The organism is Pseudomonas sp. Z1-12 (genome assembly GCF_051132015.1).
Lineage (GTDB): Bacteria > Pseudomonadota > Gammaproteobacteria > Pseudomonadales > Pseudomonadaceae > Aquipseudomonas > Aquipseudomonas zanjanensis.
On record NZ_CP071647.1, the window covers coordinates 1,859,281 to 1,879,176 of the forward strand.

Genomic DNA, 19,896 nt, shown 5'->3' on the forward strand with positions numbered 1-19,896 from the left:
CAGTGGTTCAATACTACGCCCGTTCGGCCGGCTTCACCTCACAGCCCGGTCAGCATCGCATCGGCGGGAGCATCCGCACGCAGTTGTGCGGTGAGGACGAAGTAGACAAAACCCACCGCCATGAAGCCAAGGAAGATCAGCCCGATCAGCGCGTTGAACCAGGCCATCGCCACCAGGCACACCACCGCCAGCACCAAGGCGATCCCCGGCACGATCGGGTAACCCGGTGCGCGGAAAGTACGTTCCAGGTTGGGCTCGGTTTTGCGCAGCTTGAACAGGCTGAGCATGCTCATGATGTACATGACGATGGCACCGAACACGGCCATGGTAATCATCGCAGCGGTGAGGGTCATGCCGCCGAGGTTGATCAGGCCGTCGCTGTAGATCGCGGCAATGCCGATCAGTCCGCCGGCGATGATGGCCCGGTGTGGGGTCTGGAAGCGTGACAGTTTGGCCAGGGAGGCGGGCAGGTAGCCGGCGCGGGCCAGGGCGAAGAACTGCCGTGAGTAGCCGAGGATGATCCCGTGGAAACTCGCCACCAGGCCGAACAGGCCGATCCACACCAGCATGTGTAGCCAGCCGGAGCTTTCGCCAACCACGGTTTTCATGGCTTGGGGCAGGGGATCGTTGATGTTCGACAGGGTACGCCAATCGCCGACGCCGCCGGCCATGAACATGACGCCCATCGCCAGGACCACCAGGGTCAGGATGCCGCTGATGTAGGCCTTGGGAATCGTGCGTTTCGGGTCCTTGGCTTCTTCGGCGGCCATGGCCGCGCCTTCGATGGCGAGGAAGAACCAGATGGCGAAAGGAATCGCGGCGAACATGCCAGCGATGGCCGGTGCGCCGAACACATCTGAGCCGGCCCAGCCGTTGAGGGCGAAGCTGCTGAAACTGAACGCCGGGGCGACGACGCCCATGAACACCAGCAGTTCGGCCACCGCCAGTACGCAGACAACCAACTCGAACGTCGCGGCCAGTTTGACCCCGAGGATGTTCAGGCCCATGAACACGATATAGGCGCCGACGGCGGCGTGTTTTGGGTCCAACGCTGGGAATTGCACGTTCAGGTAGGCGCCGATGGCCAGGGCAATCGCCGGCGGGGCGAAGACGAATTCGATCAGTGTTGCCAGCCCGGCAATCAATCCGCCTTTCTCGCCGAAGGCGCGACGGCTGTAGGCAAACGGCCCGCCGGCATGGGGAATGGCGGTGGTCAGTTCGGTGAAACTGAAAATGAAGCAGGTGTACATGGCCGCCACCATGAAGGAGGTCACCAGGAAGCCCAGTGTCCCGGCCACGCCCCAGCCGTAGCTCCAGCCGAAATACTCGCCGGAAATCACCAGGCCGACGGCAATGCCCCATAAATGCAGGGTGCCCAGGGTGGGTTTGAGTTGTGTGTTCATCGGTGGCTCCCCTCGATCCATAGCAAATGCGCTAGGGAGGGCTGTGCAGCGGGCGTGCCAGGCTGGCGGGGGCAGTCGTAATGGGTGAAATCGTGTCGTATCGGGGATGTTCGCTGCCGGATGGCTTGGTTTTGTGCCCCAGTTCAGAGCGTTGGTGCCAGGGCTGGCCTCATCGCGAGCAAGCTCGCTCCCACAGGGATTCTCAGTGGACGCGGATTCTGTATTCACAACAGAACCATTGTGGGAGCGAGCTTGCTCGCGATGAGGCCAGCCCAGCCAATACTTTTTACAGATTCTTTATCCCCCAATCCCCCTCTCGATCTCGTTCCTTTACAGCCTCCCTGTCGACAATCACTCCACACGCGGCACGACGCCGTACCACGGAGAAATCCCATGAGTGTTCTGGACGGGGTGTCGCTGCTGCTGGCAGTGGCGCTGTTCATTTATCTGCTGGTTGCGCTGTTGCGCGCCGATCGGAACTAGGAGCGGTTATGCACGGTTATGACTTCGGGCTGATCCTCGCCTTTTTCGCCCTGGTGCTGGTTCCGGCGCCGTTCCTGGGGCGGTTTTATTACCGAGTGATGGAAGGCCAGCGCACGTGGCTTTCGCCGATTCTCGGCCCGGTGGAGCGCGGTTGCTATCGCCTGGCCGGTGTCGACGCCACCGTTGAGCAGAGCTGGCAGAAATACACCCTGGCCTTGCTCGCGTTCAACCTGGCGGGTTTTGTCTTGCTGTTTGCGATTCTGCTGCTGCAGGGATATTTACCCCTCAATACCGAGCAGCTGCCCGGCATGGAGTGGACCCAGGCCTTCAACACGGCCGTGAGCTTCATGACCAACACCAACTGGCAGTCCTACAGCGGTGAGGCGTCCCTGAGCTACTTGAGCCAGATGGTCGGCCTGACCGTGCAGAACTTTGTCAGCGCCGCCACCGGCCTGGCTGTGCTGGTGGCGCTGTGTCGCGGCATCGGGCGCAAGTCCGCCACGACGCTGGGTAACTTCTGGGTCGACATGACCCGCGCCACCCTCTACGGGCTGTTGCCGCTGTGCCTGCTGCTGGCGTTATTCCTGGTCTGGCAGGGCGTGCCGCAGACCTTCGCCCACTATGTGCATGGGCTCACGCTGCAGGGTGCCGACCAGGTCATCCCGCTGGGGCCGGCCGCCAGCCAGATCGCGATCAAGCAACTGGGCACCAACGGCGGCGGTTTCTTCGGCGTCAACTCGGCGCACCCCTTCGAAAACCCGACGGCCTGGAGCAACCTGTTCGAAGTCGCTTCGATCATCCTGATTCCCGCCGCGCTGGTGTTCACCTTCGGTCATTACGTCAAGGACTTGCGCCAGAGCCGCGCGATCATCGCCTGCATGTTGGCCCTGTTCTTGATCGGCGGCGCGACGTCACTGTGGGCCGAATACCAGCCCAACCCGGCCCTGGACAACGCGGCCGTCGAACAAACCGCACCGCTGGAAGGCAAGGAAACCCGCTTCGGCACCACCGCCACCGTGCTGTGGTCGGTGACCACCACGGCCGCGTCCAACGGCTCGGTCAATGGCATGCACGACAGCCTCAATCCGCTCAGTGGCATGGTATCGCTGGTGAACATGATGGTAGGCGAGGTGATTTTCGGCGGCGTCGGGGCCGGGCTCTACGGGATGCTGTTGAACGTGCTGATCGCGGTGTTCCTGGCCGGCTTGATGATCGGTCGCACCCCGGAATACCTGGGCAAGAAGCTGGGCGCCCGAGAGGTGCAACTGTTGGTCGCAACGCTGCTGGTGATGCCCGTCAGCGTGCTGGTGCTGGGTGCTGTCGCCGCCAGCTTGCCCGGGCCGGCCGCGGCGGTGAGCAACCCTGGCGCCCATGGTTTCAGCCAGTTGTTGTACGCCTACACCTCGGCGGGGGCGAACAACGGTTCGGCATTCGCCGGGTTCGGTGCCAATACACCCTTCCACAACCTGATGCTGGGCCTGGGCATGCTGATCGGCCGGTTCGGCTACATCCTGCCGGTGCTGGCGTTGGCCGGCAGCCTGGCCTTGAAGAAGACCGCGCCGATTGGCCAGAACAGCTTTCCCACCCACGGCCCGCTGTTCGTGACCCTGTTGACCGTGACCATCCTGCTGGTCGGCGGCTTGACCTTCCTGCCGACCCTGGCGCTGGGGCCGATTGCCGAGCACCTGAGCATGGGCTTCTGAGGACTTGATGATGAATATGCCAATGAGCAAAACCATCGCCGCCAAGGCGCCGGAGCAACCCAAGACTCACCTGTCGGCCCTCTGGCGCCCGGCGTTGGTGCAAGCCTTCGTCAAGCTCGATCCTCGCCAGTTGCACCGTGCACCGGTGATGCTGGTGGTGGAACTGACCGCGATCCTCACCACCGTGTTGTGCTTCATTCCCGACAGCGCCGTGCCGACCTTCGTCGCCGCGCAAATTGCGCTGTGGCTGTGGTTCACGGTGCTGTTCGCCAACTTCGCCGAAGCCTTGGCCGAAGGGCGGGGCAAGGCCCGGGCCGACAGCTTGAAGGCCGGCAGCGAAGGCCTCAACGCCCGTCGCCAGACCGCCAGCGGGTTTGAAATCATCCCCGCCACCCGTCTGCGCAAAGGTGATGTGGTGCGCGTCGAGGCCGGCGACATGATCCCCGGCGACGGTGAAGTGATCGAAGGCATCGCCGCGGTCAATGAGGCGGCGATCACTGGCGAGTCGGCGCCGGTTATCCGCGAATCCGGCGGCGATCGCTCGGCCGTCACCGGCAATACGCGACTGGTCTCCGACTGGCTGCTAATACGCATCACCAGCAATCCTGGTGAGTCCACCCTGGACCGCATGATCGCTCTGGTGGAAGGCGCCAAGCGCCAGAAAACGCCGAACGAGGTGGCGCTGGATATCCTGTTGATCGGCCTGACGCTGATCTTCCTATTGGTGGTGGTGACGCTGCAACCGTTCGCCCATTTCGCCAACGCCAGCCTGCCGCTGGTGTTTCTGGTGGCCCTGCTGGTCACCTTGATTCCCACCACCATCGGCGGCTTGCTCTCGGCCATCGGCATCGCCGGGATGGACCGCTTGGTGCGCCTGAACGTGATCGCCAAATCCGGCCGCGCGGTCGAGGCGGCGGGGGACGTGCATGTGTTGATGCTGGACAAGACCGGCACCATCACCTTTGGCAATCGTCGCTGCACGGCGGTCTATGCCGCCCCCGGTGTGACCGCCAAGGAACTGGCCGAAGGCGCGCTGTTCGCCTCGTTGGCTGACGAGACGGCTGAGGGCAAGTCCATCGTCGAGTACCTGCGCGGTTTGCATCCGCAGTCCGAGCCTGGCATCGACGCGCTGACGGCTGTGCCGTTCAGTGCTGAAACCCGTTTGTCCGGGGTCGACTATCAGGGCCGCATCTACCGCAAGGGCGCCGTGGATTCCTTGCTGGATTTCATCGGCCTTGCACGCAGTGAGTTGCCGTCGGCGCTGGCGCGGGAGGTCGACAAGATCGCCCAGAGTGGCGGCACGCCGTTGCTGGTGTGCATGGACGGCAGGTTGCTGGGAGCCATCCATCTCAAGGACGTGGTCAAACCGGGCATCCGCGAGCGTTTCGCCGAGTTGCGCAAGCTGGGGATCCGCACGGTGATGGTCACCGGCGATAACCCGCTGACTGCCGCGGCGATTGCCGCCGAGGCGGGTGTCGATGATGTGTTGGCCGAGGCCACGCCGGAGAAGAAACTGGCGCGTATCCGTCACGAGCAAAATGACGGTCGGCTGGTGGCCATGTGCGGCGACGGTGTCAACGACGCCCCGGCCCTGGCCCAGGCCGATGTCGGCATGGCGATGAACGACGGTACCCAGGCCGCGCGGGAGGCGGCCAACATGGTCGATCTCGACAGCGACCCGACCAAGCTGCTGGACGTGGTGCAGATCGGCAAGGAGTTGCTGGTGACCCGTGGGGCGCTGACCACCTTTTCCATCGCCAACGACATCGCCAAGTACTTCGCGATCCTGCCGGCACTGTTCGCCTCGATTTATCCACAGCTTGGTGTGTTGAACGTGATGCACCTGAGCAGCCCGCAGAGCGCGATTTTGTCGGCGATTGTCTTCAACGCCTTGATCATCGTCGTGCTCATCCCCCTGGCCCTGCGCGGCGTGCGCGTGCAAGCGGCAAGCGCGGCGGCGTTGTTGCGGCGCAATCTGTTGATCTATGGCCTGGGCGGGATCGTGGTGCCGTTCGTGGGGATCAAGGCGATCGATATGTTGCTGACGGCGTTGGGGCTGGTTTGAGCCTGATGCTTGGTTGTTGTGACACGCGAAGTCGTTGTGGCAAGCGAAGTCGTTGTGGCAGGTGAGGCCGTTGTGGCGAGGGAGCTTGCTCCCGCTGGGCTGCGAAGCAGCCCCAAAGAAGCTGAACGCAATCTATCTGCCACACCGCGTCGCAGGTCCACGGGGCTGCTGCGCAGCCCAGCGGGAGCAAGCTCCCTCGCCACAAATGGATATGCCTGCAAATCAGCTGTTTTCTTTTTCGAGGGTTTTGAGATGTCCACTCTGATTCGCCCGGCCTTGAGCCTGTTATTACTGATGAGCCTGATCACCGGTGTCGCTTACCCGCTGGTAGTCACCGGCGTGGCGCAAGTGGCATTTCCCGCCCAGGCCAACGGCAGCCTGATCGTCGACGCCGCCGGCAAGGTCCGAGGCTCTACGCTGATCGCCCAGGATTTCACCGGTGATGCCTGGTTTCACCCACGGCCATCGGCCGGTGCCTTCGCCACGGTCGCCAGCGGTGCCAGCAACTTCTCCCCGAGCAACCCGGCCCTGGCCACACGGGTGATCGATGCCGCCGGCAAGCTCCAGGTGCCCGGTCAGGGCCCGGTGCCGCTGGCGCTGTTGACCACCTCCGCCAGCGGGCTGGATCCGCACTTGCCTCCGGCGGCGATTGCCTATCAACTGGCGCGTGTCGCCGCGGCGCGCAACCTGCCAATCTCGACGTTGCAGCCATTACTCGATGCCAACACCGAGCAACCCTTGGTGGGACCGCCTGTGGTGAATGTGCTGGCGCTGAACCTGGCCCTGGAAAAAATGTAGGAACCTGTGGGAGCGAGCTTGCTCGCGATGAGGGTGTATCGGTCGCCATCGATGTCGGCTGACCTGTCGCTATCGCGAGCAAGCTCGCTCCCACAGGGTGACTGACCTATTCGAAAGATGAGAATCCCCAACATGAGCGACTCCGGCCGCGCCGACGCACTGTTAGCCAATCTGCCCCGCAACGGCCGTGGCCGGCTCAAGGTATTCCTGGGCGCGGCCCCGGGTGTCGGCAAGACCTACGCCATGCTGCAAGCGGCCCACAGCCAATTGCGCCAAGGCGTGAGGGTCATGGCCGGGGTGGTGGAGACCCACGGTCGCAGCGAAACCGAAGCGCTGCTCGGCGGCCTGGTACAGCAGCCGTTGGTGCGCTCGGAGTATCGCGGTGTGATGCTCGAGGAAATGGACCTCGACGGTCTGCTCGCCGCCCGGCCGACCTTGGTCCTGGTGGACGAACTGGCCCACAGCAACGCGCCCGGCAGCCGCCATGCCAAACGCTGGCAGGATATTCAAGACCTGCTCGCAGCGGGTATCGATGTCTACACCACCGTCAATGTCCAGCATCTGGAAAGCCTCAACGACCAGGTACGCGGCATCACCGGCGTGCAGGTGCGTGAGACGTTGCCGGACTGGGTCCTGCAGGAAGCCGATGAACTGCTGCTGATTGACCTGCCGCCGCGTGAGCTGCTGGAGCGCCTGCGCGATGGCAAGGTCTACGTGCCGGAGCAGGCTCGGGCGGCGATCGATGCGTTTTTCTCCCAGACCAACCTCACCGCGTTGCGTGAGCTGGCGATGCAGACGGCCGCCGCCCAGGTCGACAATGACTTGGCCCAGGGTTATCGACAACTGGGCCAGGCCGCGCCGGCGGTGCGCGGACGCTTGTTGGTAGGCGTGGACGGTGACGTGCAGGCGGAACGCCTGGTGCGCCATGCCAGCCGCGTCGCCCAGCGTCGGCATCTGCCGTGGAGCCTGGTGCATGTGGACAACGGCAGTGCCCGTGACGAACTCTCGCGCCAGCGTTTGCAGAACGCCCAGCAACTGGCCGAACGCCTCGGTGGCGAAGTGGTGCTGCTGCGGGCCGGCGAAGTGGCCAGGACGCTGATCCAGCATGCCACTGAAAGGCGCGCCACGCTGGTGCTGGTGGGCCAGTCCCGGCCACGTCTGCGCCGATGCCTGTTTGGCGGCGGCCTCGCTTCGCGTTTGCTGCGCGATGCCCGGGGGCTGGAGATCAACGTGTTGGACAGCGATGAGCAACCGCGCCCTGCGCGGGTGCGTTCAAGCGCCGTCCAGACCGGGTTCGATTATGTACTGGCATTGCTGGCGACCGCGGCGGCCAGCGCATTGGCCTGGGGAGTCTCGGGGTTGCTGGCGTTGCCCAATATCTCCCTGGTGTTCCTGATGGCGGTGTTGCTGGTGGCGGTGCGCAGCAGTCTCGGCCCGGCGCTGGCCTGCGCGGCGCTGTCGTTCCTGGCTTATGACTTCCTGTTCATCCCGCCGAACTTTTCCCTGACCATCCAGCGCGAAGAAGACGTGCTGACGCTGGTGTTTTTCCTGCTCATGGCGGCACTGACCGGCAATCTTGCCGCTCGCCAGCGTCGCCAGTTGCAGGCCTTGCGCGATACCCAACAGGAAACCGGCGAGCTGCTCGACCTGTCCCGCAAACTCACGGCCGCCACCGACCGCCAGGCGGTGATCAGCGCGGCCGTGCAGCACTTCAACGATTGGCACGACTTGCAACTGTGCCTGCTCAACCGTGACGGCCAGGCCAATTGGAAAATCGAGAGTGGTGAGCAGCTGACGTTCACCGAGGCCGAGCGCGCGGCAGCCGACTGGTCCTGGCAGCACGACCAACCGGCCGGCGCCGGCACCGGGACACTGCCTTCCGGGCGTTGGTGGTGGTGGCCGTTATCGGCGGAAGGCGGGCCGCTGGCATTGCTGGGCGTATGCCCGAAAGAAGGCAAGCCGTTGAGTGGCCAGCGCCGCCGTTTGCTGGCGGCCCTCAGTCAACCCTTGGCCCAGGCGCTGGCGAGGGCGCAACTGGCCCAGGACCTGGAGGCGGCGCGTCTGCATGGCGAAACCGAACAACTGCGCAGCGCCTTGCTGGCTTCAGTGTCCCACGACCTGCGCACACCGCTGACCGCCATGCGCGGCAGCATCGACAGCCTGCTGGCGCTGGGGGAGGCGATCCCGCTGGCCGATCGTCGCGACTTGCTCGAAGGCACCCGCGATGAAGCCGAGCGACTGGATCGCTACATCCAGAACCTGTTGGACATGACCCGTCTCGGCCACGGCGCCCTGAAGCTGGCGCGGGACTGGGTGGCGCCGGCCGATATCGTCGGCAGCGCGCTGAACCGCCTGCGGGCGGTGCTGGCGCCGCTGGCGCTCAGTGTCGAGGTGCCTGCTGAATTGCCCTTGTTGTATGTCCATGCGGCATTGATCGAGCAGGCGCTGGTGAACGTGCTGGAGAACGCGGCGCGCTTCTCGCCGGCTCAAGGACGCCTGTTGCTGAGCGCCGGGGCGACCGACAGCGAGGTGTTTTTTGCCGTGGCCGATGAAGGGCCGGGGATTCCTGAAGAGGAACGGGAGAAAATCTTCGACATGTTCTATACCGCCGCGCGCGGTGATCGGGGCGGGCAGGGCACGGGGTTGGGGTTGGCGATCTGTCAGGGTATGGTCGGCGCCCACGGCGGGCGAATCAGCGTGGCCGAAGGCTTCGACGGACGCGGCACCTGCATCACGTTGCACCTGCCGTTGCAGGCGCAACCAGGCATGGACGATGAAGCTTGAGCCCGGCTGAGATACTCTTTTGTTACCCGCAGCTTGCGACCTGCTAGCCTTTCCATTTGATTGCAATGAACGAGCCCCATGAGCCAGACCGCGACCCTTTTGGTCATCGACGACGAACCGCAGATCCGCAAATTCCTGCGCATCAGCCTGAGCTCCCAAGGCTACAAGGTGCTGGAAGCCGGCACCGGCGCCGAAGGGCTGGCCCAAGCGGCGCTGAACAAACCCGACTTGCTGGTGCTCGACCTGGGCCTGCCGGACATGGACGGCCAGCAGGTGTTGCGCGAGTTTCGCCAATGGTCGACGGTGCCGGTGCTGGTGCTCTCGGTGCGAGCCAGCGAAGCGCAAAAAGTCGAGGCGCTGGACAACGGCGCCAACGATTACGTGACCAAGCCGTTCGGCATCCAGGAGTTCCTCGCCCGTATTCGCGCCCTGCTGCGCCAGGCCCCGACCGGCGAGCCCCAGGAGGCTGCGCTGAAGTTCGGACCGTTGACGGTGGACCTGGCCTATCGACGGGTGCTGCTGGACGACACCGAAGTGGCCTTGACCCGCAAGGAGTACGCCGTCCTGGCGCAACTGGCGCGGCATCCGGGGCGGGTCATCACCCAGCAACAACTGCTCAAGGACATCTGGGGCCCGACCCACACCGAAGACAGTCACTACCTGCGGATCGTGGTCGGTCACCTGCGCCAGAAGCTGGCCGACGACCCGACCCGGCCGCGGTTCATCGTGACCGAGGCGGGGGTGGGGTATCGGTTGTTGGGGGAGGGTGGGCTTTAGTGCTGTGTTGTCTGGGCTGTGGCCATCGCGAGCAAGCTCGCTCCCACATTGGATCTGCGGTGGACACTGCCCCTGTGGGAGCGAGCTTGCTCGCGATGAGGCCCGCACAGCCACCGCAAATCCCTAGTTCTGCTCACGCTCATACCGATCCAGGGTATCGCTGGCAATCTCCCGCCCCAGGGCGATCAATTCCGGCGCCTTGTAGAACTCGAAAAACCGGCACACCCGCTTCGGCACGTTGATCAGCACATCCGGCGGGTAACCGGCGATCTTGTACTGGGCCAGGGAGGTCTGCATCACTTCGAAACTCTGGTTGATCAAGTCCAGCAACGAGGCTGGGCCGACGTTATCGATGATGAATGAACCGGTGGCGGATTTCGGCGCGCCTTCATTCTCCGGCGCGGCAGCCGGTTGTTGGCCTTCGGGCTCGGCCGAGTCGATCCATGGGTTGATGTCGGCGGCCTCGGCCTTCAAGGCTTCCTGCTCCAGCAGCAACAGTTGTTCGGCCTGCTTGCGGCGAAACGGCAGGCGCGAACCCAGTGAGCTGACCAGGGTGTCGAAGCGGCGCCTGAACGCGGCGGGGCGCGGAATCACCGGTAATCGATACTGTTTCTGGTTGGTGGCGTTGAGGTTGACCGCGATGATCAGGTCGCAGTGGCTCGACACCACCGGCACGATCGGCAACGGATTGAGCAGACCACCGTCCACCAACATGCGGTTGCCTTGCATCACGGGCGTGAACAGGCTGGGAATCGCCGCCGAGGCGCGCATTGCCTGGTGCAGGCAACCTTCCTGGAACCAGATTTCCTGCTGGTTGGTCAGGTCGGTGGCCACGGCGGTGTAGGGAATGCGCAGGTCCTCGATATTGATGTCGCCGACGATCTTGTGGATCTGCCCGAACACTTTCTCACCGCGAATCGCCCCCAGGCGAAAGCTGACGTCCACCAGCCGCAAGACATCCAGGTAGTCGAGGCTTTCGATCCAGTCGCGGTAATCCTTGAGCTTGCCCGCGGCATAGATCCCGCCGACGACAGCACCCATGGAACAACCGGCGATGCAGGCAATGTCATAGCCACGCCGTTCGATTTCTTCGATCACCCCGATATGGGCATAGCCCCGGGCCCCACCCGAACCCAATACCAATGCGACACGTTTTGTCATGACCCGGCCTCTTGTCTCACAGACTTCAACAATGCACTCATCGACGGCTCGGCTCAATCATTGTGGCGCACGCGTCGTTATTTGATACGCCAGCGCGGCATTTGCGTATTCTTCCCCACACTGGAATTTACCCGGTCGGGCCTTGGCACTTTTTGCCGGTGTGACCGTCTTACCAGCACGACTGTTTTCCTGACTTGAGGTGTAATCGATGAAAGCCCGGATCTGCCTGCCCCTGGTGGCTTCCCTGATGGTTCTGGCCCTGGCTGGTTGCGCAGGCAAAACCGCTTACCGTGACAGCTGTGGCAGCCAACTCGACAGCGCCTGGCGTGAACTGGACCTGGCCAAGGCCGAAGGTTTTGCCGGCACCGTCAGCTATTCCAAGGCCTTGTCCCTGCTGACCGGCGCCAAGACCCAGCAGCAATTCGAAGCGTTCGAAGGCTGCGCCAAGAAAGCCGAGAAGGCGCGTTTCTACATCCGCGAATCCCGCGCGGGAAGATGATAGAAGGCAGCTGCAAGCTTTAAGCTTCAAGCTGCAAGAGGGCGCTACACATCGCTCCCCACTTGCAGCTTGAAGCTTGCTACTTGAAGCTGCGTACGGAGTACGCCCCATGATCGATCGGCTGGTGGCCCGCATATTGGGCCTGGAAGTCCGGCTGCTGGCCTGTCAGGCCCGCTTGAATGCCCACACCGACAGCGAAGCCCTGCATGACCTGCGCACCACGGTACGCCGTTTGCGCAGCTTGTTGCGTCCGCTGCGTGGATTGCCCGGCGTCGAACAACTGGAAACGGCGGCTTCGGCGGTCGGTACGTTGACCACCCCCCTGCGCGACCGCGAAGTGTTGGCGGCTTACCTTGAGCAACACGGCCAGACCGCGGCGGCGCGGCGACGCCAGGTGCAAATGGCCGATGCCTATCCCGCCGTGGCCGCCAGTGTCGAGCTGGCCCAGTTGCTGATGATCCTCGATGCGTTCCCGCGCTTCATTCGCGCCGCCCAGCGTGAGGGGTTGCTGAAGGGCTTGCGCAAGCGCATCGAAAAGCGCCTGGACAAGCAATGGAAGAAACTCGACGAAGCCCTGCGCGATCCGGCCCATGACCGCCACCGTTTGCGCCTGTTGATCAAGCGCGTGCGCTACGCCATCGAAGCTTACCCTGAGCTCGACCGCCTGCCTGAAGCGGCCATGCCCCGGCTCAAATCCGCCCAGGGCGCGCTGGGCGACTGGCATGATTGCTGGCAATGGCTGGCCAGGGCCAAGGAAGAAACCGATCTGCACGCTTGCGTGCCGACCTGGCACGCCACGATGGAAAAGGCCGAGGCCAAGTCCGACAAGGTGCTCGACAAGTTGATCGCGAGTTGCTTCGAAAAATCCTGAACCCACCGCATTCCCCCTATGGGACTCTTTCCCCCCTGTGGGAGCGAGCTTGCTCGCGATAGCGGCGGGTCAGCTTGTATAAGAATTGACTGATACACCGCCATCGCGAGCAAGCTCGCTCCCACAGGGGATTGGGGAGATTCTAGATCCTCGGCTTTTCTGTCAGTCTCTTTGGCCGGAATGAGCCCTGTGCCGCCCGTCCGGGCTGGTTAAGATGCCTTCATCCTTTTCCCCTGTTTTCGAGGTCGTCATGCGCTTTTCCGAGTTGATCGATGCCGTGCGCCGGCAGCCAGGCGCGGTGACCATCGCGCCAGAATGGGGCCAGGGTCGGGCCAGTTTTGGCGGGTTGGTGGCGGCGCTGCAATATGAGGCGATGCGTGCCCGAGTGCCGGCGGATCGCCCGGTGCGTTCGCTGGCGATCACCTTCGTCGGCCCGGTCGAGCCCGACGTGCCGGTGAGTTTTGAAGTTGATGTGTTGCGTGAAGGCAAGGCGGTGAGCCAAGTGTTGGGGCGGGCGGTGCAGAACGGCCAAGTGGTGACCGTGGTGCAAGGCAGCTTTGGCGCCTCGCGCTCGTCCGTGGTGGCGGTGCAGGCCGACCCCGCGCCGGATTTCAAAAGTGTGGAGCAATGCCAGGAACTGCCTTACGTCAAAGGCATGACCCCGGAATTCATGCGGCACCTGGCGATGCGTTGGAGCGTCGGCGGCTTGCCGTTCAGCGGCAATAAATCCCGGAGCATGGGCGGCTGGGTGCGCTTGCGCGGTGATGTGCAGGAGGAGCCGCTTAACGAAAGCCATATCCTGGCCTTGGTGGACGCCTGGCCGCCGGCGTTGTTGCCGCACCTCTCGCAAATGGCCCCCGGCAGTACGCTCACGTGGACCATCGAGTTCGTCCAGCCGTTGCTGGAGCTCACGACGCTGGACTGGTGCAAATACCTGGCCGAGATCGAGCATGCCCAGGACGGCTACGGCCATGTCGCCGCGAAGTTCTGGAGCGCCGATGGCCGCTTGATCGCCCTGAGCCGGCAGACCGTAACGATCTTTGGTTAACGCTTTCCTCGGTTAAGGCTTGCGGTTGTGACGGTGGCGATCACGCCAGGCGCGCCACCAGCCACCGCTGAGAAAGAACCGTGGAAAAGTCAGGAACTGCTCCACCAACAGGCGTGAGACTGCATCCTTGCGGTCGCTGAACGGTTCGGAGGCCTGGGCCTCCAGGCTGTGGCCGTGGCGCTGCAAGCCCAGTGCCGCGAGCAGGCCGATGACACCGATGGCGACATCGCCCAGGCTCAAGCTGAACACCCCCGACACAATCAGCAGAAATGCGATGATGAACAGCGGCACGGCAATCAGGTGCAACACCAGGTTGGTGGGGTGGCGATGATTGTCGGGGTAGGCGCGCCATTGCCAGGCCGGAAGGTTGGGGTGACGTTTGCCCATGATGCTATTCCTCGATTCGTGTCCACTCATGCTTGAAGAATAGGTGCCGCCCAGAGGGCCTGCGAATCAAGGTTGGTTATCGGGACGATAGGGGCCCGAAAGTTGTATTTATGTTGACTGTTCTGGACTCTTCGCGAGCAAGCTCGCTCTCACATTGGATCGAGTTGGAAACAAAGGGTGTGAACCCGACAGACCCATGTGGGAGCGAGCTTGCTCGCGAAGGCGTCCTCAAAGTTTCAGCTGCCCGATTGCCTTGCTCAACTCCCCCGCCAATGTTGCCAGTTCGTCACTGGTGGTGGCTGAATCCACGGTCTGGCGCACGGTGTTTTCGGTCACGTCGCGAATGCTCACCACCGCCCGGTTCATTTCCTCGGCGACGTGGCTTTGCTGCTCGGCCGCGACAGCAATCTGGGTATTGCTCTCGCGCATCTGCGCCACCGCTGCGGTGATCTGCGCCAACGCATCGCCGGCCTCGCGGGCCTGTTGTACGCAGTCGTCGGCCTTGAGCGAACTCTCCTGCATGAAGTCCACCGCGTCCCGGGTTCCGGCTTGCAGGGCCGAGACCATGGTGGTGATTTCGTCCGTGGACGTCTGGACCCGCTTGGCCAGATTGCGCACCTCGTCGGCCACTACGGCAAACCCCCTGCCCATTTCCCCAGCCCGCGCTGCTTCGATGGCCGCGTTCAGGGCCAGCAGATTGGTTTGTTCGGCGATGCTGTGGATCACATTGACCACGCCGTTGATCTTCTGGCTGTCTTCGGCCAGGCGTTGGATCATCTCGGCGGTCTGCTGCACGCCCGAAGACAACCCGGTGATCGACTGTTGCACCCGGCCGACCACTTCGTGGCCATTGCCGGCCAGGGTGTCGGCGGTTTTCGACAGGTCGCGGGTGGCGCCGGCGTGCTGGGCGATGTGATAAACCGTGGCGGACATTTCGTTGATCGCCGTGGCCGCCTGATCGGTTTCGCTTTGCTGGCCGAGCATGCCGTGGCGTACCTCGTTCATGCTCGACGCCAGGCGCGCCGCACCACTGTCCAACTGCCGGGCGGTGCTGGCAACGGTATCGACCACCCGTTGATAACCGGCTTGCATGGCATTGAATGCCGCCGCCATCTGGCCCACTTCATCCTTGCAGGCCAGGGGCACGCGGGCGGACAAGTCGCCGGTTTTTTCCACGTGCAGCATCACATCCTTGAGCGTGTTGAGCTGGCTGAGCAAAAAGCGGATCAACAGTTGCGACGCGCCCAACATCGCCAGCATCAACACGAACACCGCCACGGCGTATTGGCTGAAGCGTTCACCGAACACTTGGCTCAGGCTTGCACCATGGGCCAACACCGCAAGTTGCTGGCCGTCACCTCGACGGATCACCTGGGCACCCAGCAGCGGATTGTCGCCCAACAGCGGCCCGGCATCGAATTCGACCCAGCCCTCGGCCTGCACCAGCGAGGGCAACGGTTGCTCATTGAACACCGGGATCTGCCCGCGCCGGAATGCCAAAAGGTTGTTGGCTTTGGGCACGGGTTGTCCAGCAGGCCAGGCGTCGAGCACCTGTGCCTGGGCCCGGGCGTTTGCCTGGGCCGCGTGGTTGCGGGCTTGCTGTTCGAGGTGCACGGCGTAGAGCACCAGCAGCAACGTGGTGATAAAGGCGACTGCATTGACCGCCCAGAATTTGTATTTCAACGAGATATTGCTAAGCCAGGCACCCATGGAAGGTTTTCTCTGATAGCGGAAACAGCATTGGCAAGGTGCCATTATTGTGCCGCTACTCAGGAGGCTGGGTTTTGATGTGGGTCAACAGGCAATGCGGATTCCGCGGTTTTGATGCGGGCCGACAGGCAACAAATTACCCTTGTGGGAGCGAGCTTGCTCGCGATAGCGGTGGGTCAGCCAGCCTGTGTACAAGCTGATCCACCGCTATCGCGAGCAAGCTCGCTCCCACAGGAATCTGTAGACCTCAGGAAAGAGTGGGCAACCCAAAAAACGCCCGGGCGCAAGCGGTGCTGTGGTCGGCCAGGTCTTCCTGGGTTTCCCCCCTGTGCAAGGCCACTTCGCGCAGGACCTCCGTCAGGTAGGCCGGCTCGTTGCGCCCGTTCTTGGGTTTGGGCCGCAGCGTGCGGGGCAGCAGGTAGGGCGCGTCGCTTTCAAGCATCAGCCGACCGCGGGGTATTTCACGCACTAATGGGTGCAGGTGCGTGCCCCGGCGTTCATCGCAAATCCAGCCCGTGATGCCGATGTGCAGGTCCAGGTCGAGGTAGCTGAACAGCGCCTTTTTTTCACCGGTGAAGCAATGCACCACGGCCGCCGGCAACTGATCGCGAAAATCCCGGAGGATGTCCAGCAAGCGCTGGTCGGCGTCGCGCTCATGGAGGAAGACCGGCAGTTGCAACTGGACTGCCAGGGCGAGGTGCTCCTCCAGGACTTTTTCCTGCTGGGGCCGAGGAGAGAAGTCCCGGTTGAAATCCAGCCCGCATTCGCCCACCGCACGCACGCGGCTGTGCATCAGCAGGTCCTTGAGGTGCCGGGCGCTGTCGGCGGTCCACTCGCTGGCGCTGTGGGGATGAATGCCAGCGGTGGAAAACAGCCGCTGCCCGGTGTCGTCGAGCTGTTGGCACAGTTCCAGGGCCTGTTCGCTGCCCTCGAGGCTGGTGCCGGTCAGGACCAATTGGCAGACCCCGGATTCATAGGCGCGCTCAAGTACCGCCTGGTGTTTGTCGGCGAAACTGGGGTTGGTCAGGTTGACGCCGATATCGATGAGTTGCATGGTGCTACCTCGGCCCAAAGGCCGGAAAGCATATCAGAGCTGTAGATTTATAAGAAAAGCCAAGAACTACAACGAGTTGAGGCTGTCTGTTAAGGCCGCGAGACACATCGGGTTGGTATAAAAGCCCTCACTGTGCCAGTCTTCCGCACTTTTTCAGCGTCTCAGGCGCTCTGTTTCTGTCGATTCAGCCTCGTTTTTCAACGGAGGCGGTCGGCGGTATTCCTTCCGGAGAGTGGATGACACGTCCCCAGGTGTTGCTACTGTTGTGTTGTTCGCTGCTGTTGCCGATGCCGGCTGAAGCGCGGCTGCCTGGCCCGGTGCAGGCGGTGGCGCCGGGCACCGTGCGCGACTTGGCGCAGATCCGTAGCAGCCGTGTATTGAAGGTGCTGGTCAACCAAAGCCGCAACAGCTCCGGTGAAGTCCAGGGCCAGCCCATTGGCGTCGAATACCATCGGCTGCGCGCTTTCGAGCAATACCTCAATGGCCACGCCCTGGATGGCCAGGAAATCACCCTCAAGATCATCCCCAAGGCCAAGGACCAATTGCTCGGAGCCTTGCAGCGTGGGGAGGGCGACCTCGTCGCGCCGGGTGAGTTGCTTGAGCCCCAGGCCGGCCATGCCGTCAGTGCCAGCAATCCGATCCGTACCGACGTGCCTTTGCTGCTGGTGGGCATCAAGGGTGAGAAGCGCTACACGCGCGTGGAGCAACTGTCCGGCAAGACCCTGGCCCTGCCCAACGGCAGTGCGGCGGGGGACGCCGTGAGCCAGATCAACCAGAAGCTGGCGCTGCTCAAGCTGCCGCCGGTGAAGATTGAATGGGTCGATCCCTCCCTGGCTGTGGAGGATGTCCTGGAGATGGTTCAGGGTGGGATTTTCCATTTGACCATCGTCGAGCAGCCTATCGCCGAACGCTGGGGCAAGATCCTGCCCAAGCTGCGCTTCGACCGTCAGGTGCTGATTGGCGAGCCGGGTGACGAATACTGGTTCGTTCGCCGTGACGCCGCCATGCTGCGGGCGAGCATCGACCGATTCCTGGTGACCTACAAGGTGCCCTCTAATCAAGACGCGGCATTCCTGCGTATCTATCGGCGTTTGTACCAAGTCCACTATCCGCTGGCCCGGGCCAATCGCCAGCGCCTGGAAAAGCTGCGCCCGGTTCTGCAAAAACATGCCGACGCCCAGGGCATGGACTGGCTCAATCTGGCGGCCCTGGCCTTCAAGGAATCCGCCCTGCAACCCAACGCCCGCAGCGGCTCAGGCCCCACCGGCCTGATGCAGATCACCCCGGCGGCGGCCCAGCGCGTCGGGGTCGATAACATCCAGAACCTGGACGCCAATGTGCAAGCCGGCGCCAAATACCTGGCCCTCATCCGCCGCAAGTTCTTCGCCAGCCCCAAGCTCAACGAGCGCGAACGCATGGCCTTCGTCCTGGCGGCCTACAACATGGGCCCCGAGCGCGTCCAAGGTATGCGCGCCGAGGCTCGGCGGCGTGGACTGAACCCCAACCAATGGTTTTTCCAAGTCGAGCGCATTGCCATGGAGCAGGTGGGAATGGGCGCCGTCAGCTATGTTAATAGTGTGAATAAGTACTACCTGGCGTTTGATCGTGAACGGGAGTCCTTGGAACCGAAGGAGCAAAAGGTTGCATTGCGTAAATGATCGAATAAACTGATTGATATCACGGATTATTTCCGCTTTTGACATGAATTTTATTGATTAATATAGCGGCCAACTCCCCACTACCCCAAGGAATGACCTTATGAGCACGTTCATCAACAAAGTTCTGTTCACCCGCGCCGGCTACGGCTTGACTGTGCTGCGCATCGTCGTCGGCGTCATCTTTGCCGCCCACGGTTCGCAGAAACTCTTCGGTCTGTTCGGTGGCTACGGCCTGGCAGGCACGGCCCAGTGGATGGAAAGCATCGGCCTGACCCCGGGCTATGTGATGGCGACACTGGCGGGCGGCACGGAGTTTTTTGCCGGCCTGGCGTTGATCATCGGTCTGCTGGCGCGTCCTGCGGCGTTGGGCCTGGCGTTTGTGTCGCTGGTGGCGATTTTCTCGGTGCACATTGGTAACGGCTTGTTCATGGCCAACAACGGTTATGAGTTTGCCCTGGCGTTGCTGGGGGGCAGTATTGCCGTGTTGATCGAAGGGGCGGGCAAGCTGTCGGTCGATCGTGCCGTTGCGGGTTGATTGCTCGATCTGAATTCGAGGCCCGTCTTGTACGTAATGCTGTTCACCTAGGAAAAACGGCGCTCCTTCCAGAAATGGGAAGCGCCGTTTTTTTTGCGGCTTTTTGGAAAAATCTACTCGCCTTTTTCCGGATGGATCGTGTGTATATCCGTTGCTGCGGTAACGGCGGCTTAGGGTTTCGCCCTGACGGCGGTTCACTGTTGAGAGGCGTGTAGCGTTTTTCCTGTGGGAGCGAGCCTGCTCGCGAAGGCGGTGCCTCAGTCGGCGAAAATGTTGGATGTGCAGGCCTCATCGCGAGCAAGCTCGCTCCCACAGTGGTTCTGTGTCGGACATGAATTTTGTGTTCACCGGAGATCCAGTGTGGGAGCGAGCTTGCTCGCGATAGCGGTGGCTCAGCCACATTGATGCCGGCATGTGCCCCGCTCTTGCTCTTGCTATTTGCTCTTGCTATTTGCTCTTGCTTTGGATCTTGATCTTGATCTTGATCTGGACGCCCCGTTAAACCACGCTGGCCGAACGCAGGCATTGCGCAGTGGGCACCTCGGCATGGATGCCGAGGTAGCCGCGCTGGGCCATGGATGGCCCTTCGCGGCGGCCCACGGAGCAATGCCGGAGTGAGGGCACACCGAGCCTAGGCGAGGTGCCGAGTGGTGGGGCAAAGCGTTTTTGGTTACTTTTGGCGCTTTTCCAAAAGTGACCCGCTGTAAGAGCGGAACCGCCAGCAGCCGTTACCGAAGAAACGGATATACACACCAACCCACGCCCCTCTGAACAGATAATCAGAACTAATCAGAACACAACATTACCGTCTTGCACGGGTCTTTTTTATGGGAAGTGATTCTTGACACTGACCAGTCAGCTTCTCTAGGATGCCGCTCATGCGCCGATTTAAACAGCTACTTGCGGGGCGCCAGGTGACTCATCCAGTCGCCGATAGAAGCCGGAAAAACACGGCTTCGA

General features: G+C 62.6%; 16 protein-coding genes. 11 read left to right on the plus strand and 5 right to left on the minus strand.

The genetic code is table 11. From position 1 onward, the window contains the following. Positions 1–38: 38 nt before the first annotated feature. The gene (gene eat, locus J3P85_RS08325; protein ID WP_434705452.1) at positions 39–1,403 is read right to left on the minus strand and encodes an ethanolamine permease; all 1,365 of its coding nucleotides are present in this window, start codon (positions 1,401–1,403) and stop codon (positions 39–41) included. Positions 1,404–1,796: 393 nt separating this feature from the next. Between eat and kdpF the strand changes: the two genes are divergently transcribed. From kdpF to J3P85_RS08355, 6 genes are all read left to right on the plus strand, one after another. Then, on the plus strand, positions 1,797–1,886 hold the full coding sequence (gene kdpF, locus J3P85_RS08330; RefSeq protein ID WP_003218754.1) for a K(+)-transporting ATPase subunit F: 90 nt from the start codon (positions 1,797–1,799) through the stop codon (positions 1,884–1,886). 8 nt (positions 1,887–1,894) lie between these two features. Next, a complete protein-coding gene (gene kdpA, locus J3P85_RS08335) occupies positions 1,895–3,589 on the plus strand; it encodes a potassium-transporting ATPase subunit KdpA (RefSeq protein WP_434705453.1) in 1,695 nt (564 codons plus the stop codon). Positions 3,590–3,599: 10 nt separating this feature from the next. Next, positions 3,600–5,654 (plus strand): potassium-transporting ATPase subunit KdpB, encoded by a 2,055-nt coding sequence (gene kdpB / locus J3P85_RS08340; protein ID WP_434705455.1) that lies wholly within the window; start codon positions 3,600–3,602, stop codon positions 5,652–5,654. A 252-nt stretch (positions 5,655–5,906) separates the two neighbouring features. Beyond that, the gene (kdpC, locus tag J3P85_RS08345; protein ID WP_434705456.1) at positions 5,907–6,452 is read left to right on the plus strand and encodes a potassium-transporting ATPase subunit KdpC; all 546 of its coding nucleotides are present in this window, start codon (positions 5,907–5,909) and stop codon (positions 6,450–6,452) included. Between the two features lie 132 nt (positions 6,453–6,584). Continuing rightward, complete coding sequence (locus tag J3P85_RS08350; protein ID WP_434705457.1) at positions 6,585–9,236, plus strand: DUF4118 domain-containing protein; 2,652 nt, start codon at positions 6,585–6,587, stop codon at positions 9,234–9,236. 78 nt (positions 9,237–9,314) lie between these two features. Then, positions 9,315–10,013, plus strand: coding sequence for a response regulator (locus J3P85_RS08355; protein WP_411386868.1), 699 nt, complete (start codon positions 9,315–9,317; stop codon positions 10,011–10,013). Positions 10,014–10,136: 123 nt separating this feature from the next. Here J3P85_RS08355 and J3P85_RS08360 read toward each other — a convergent pair whose 3' ends face one another. Then, the gene (locus J3P85_RS08360) at positions 10,137–11,174 is read right to left on the minus strand and encodes a patatin-like phospholipase family protein (protein ID WP_186710805.1); all 1,038 of its coding nucleotides are present in this window, start codon (positions 11,172–11,174) and stop codon (positions 10,137–10,139) included. A gap of 208 nt (positions 11,175–11,382) precedes the next feature. Between J3P85_RS08360 and J3P85_RS08365 the strand changes: the two genes are divergently transcribed. The 3 genes from J3P85_RS08365 (at position 11,383) to J3P85_RS08375 (ending at position 13,592) form a co-directional block, all read left to right on the plus strand. Continuing rightward, the gene (locus tag J3P85_RS08365) at positions 11,383–11,673 is read left to right on the plus strand and encodes a hypothetical protein (protein ID WP_014337256.1); all 291 of its coding nucleotides are present in this window, start codon (positions 11,383–11,385) and stop codon (positions 11,671–11,673) included. A gap of 109 nt (positions 11,674–11,782) precedes the next feature. Beyond that, positions 11,783–12,544, plus strand: a complete 762-nt coding sequence (locus tag J3P85_RS08370) for a CHAD domain-containing protein (protein ID WP_186710807.1) — start codon at positions 11,783–11,785, stop codon at positions 12,542–12,544. 250 nt (positions 12,545–12,794) lie between these two features. After that, positions 12,795–13,592, plus strand: coding sequence for an acyl-CoA thioesterase (locus tag J3P85_RS08375; protein ID WP_434571566.1), 798 nt, complete (start codon positions 12,795–12,797; stop codon positions 13,590–13,592). A gap of 12 nt (positions 13,593–13,604) precedes the next feature. On the opposite strand, the gene J3P85_RS08380 is transcribed toward J3P85_RS08375, so the two are convergent. The 3 genes from J3P85_RS08380 to J3P85_RS08390 all read right to left on the minus strand — a co-directional run bounded on the left by J3P85_RS08380 (position 13,605) and on the right by J3P85_RS08390 (position 16,743). Beyond that, the gene (locus J3P85_RS08380; protein WP_434705459.1) at positions 13,605–13,979 is read right to left on the minus strand and encodes a terminase; all 375 of its coding nucleotides are present in this window, start codon (positions 13,977–13,979) and stop codon (positions 13,605–13,607) included. A gap of 228 nt (positions 13,980–14,207) precedes the next feature. After that, positions 14,208–15,689: a methyl-accepting chemotaxis protein gene (locus tag J3P85_RS08385; protein ID WP_434705460.1), complete on the minus strand. Its 1,482-nt coding sequence runs from the start codon at positions 15,687–15,689 to the stop codon at positions 14,208–14,210. A 247-nt stretch (positions 15,690–15,936) separates the two neighbouring features. Further along, entirely contained in the window at positions 15,937–16,743 is an 807-nt protein-coding gene (locus tag J3P85_RS08390; protein WP_434705461.1) for a TatD family hydrolase, read from the minus strand. Positions 16,744–16,979: 236 nt separating this feature from the next. Between J3P85_RS08390 and J3P85_RS08395 the strand changes: the two genes are divergently transcribed. After that, positions 16,980–18,401: a transglycosylase SLT domain-containing protein gene (locus J3P85_RS08395; protein WP_250962378.1), complete on the plus strand. Its 1,422-nt coding sequence runs from the start codon at positions 16,980–16,982 to the stop codon at positions 18,399–18,401. Positions 18,402–18,501: 100 nt separating this feature from the next. Continuing rightward, positions 18,502–18,936: a DoxX family protein gene (locus J3P85_RS08400; RefSeq protein ID WP_186710836.1), complete on the plus strand. Its 435-nt coding sequence runs from the start codon at positions 18,502–18,504 to the stop codon at positions 18,934–18,936. The last annotated feature ends 960 nt before the right edge of the window (positions 18,937–19,896 follow it).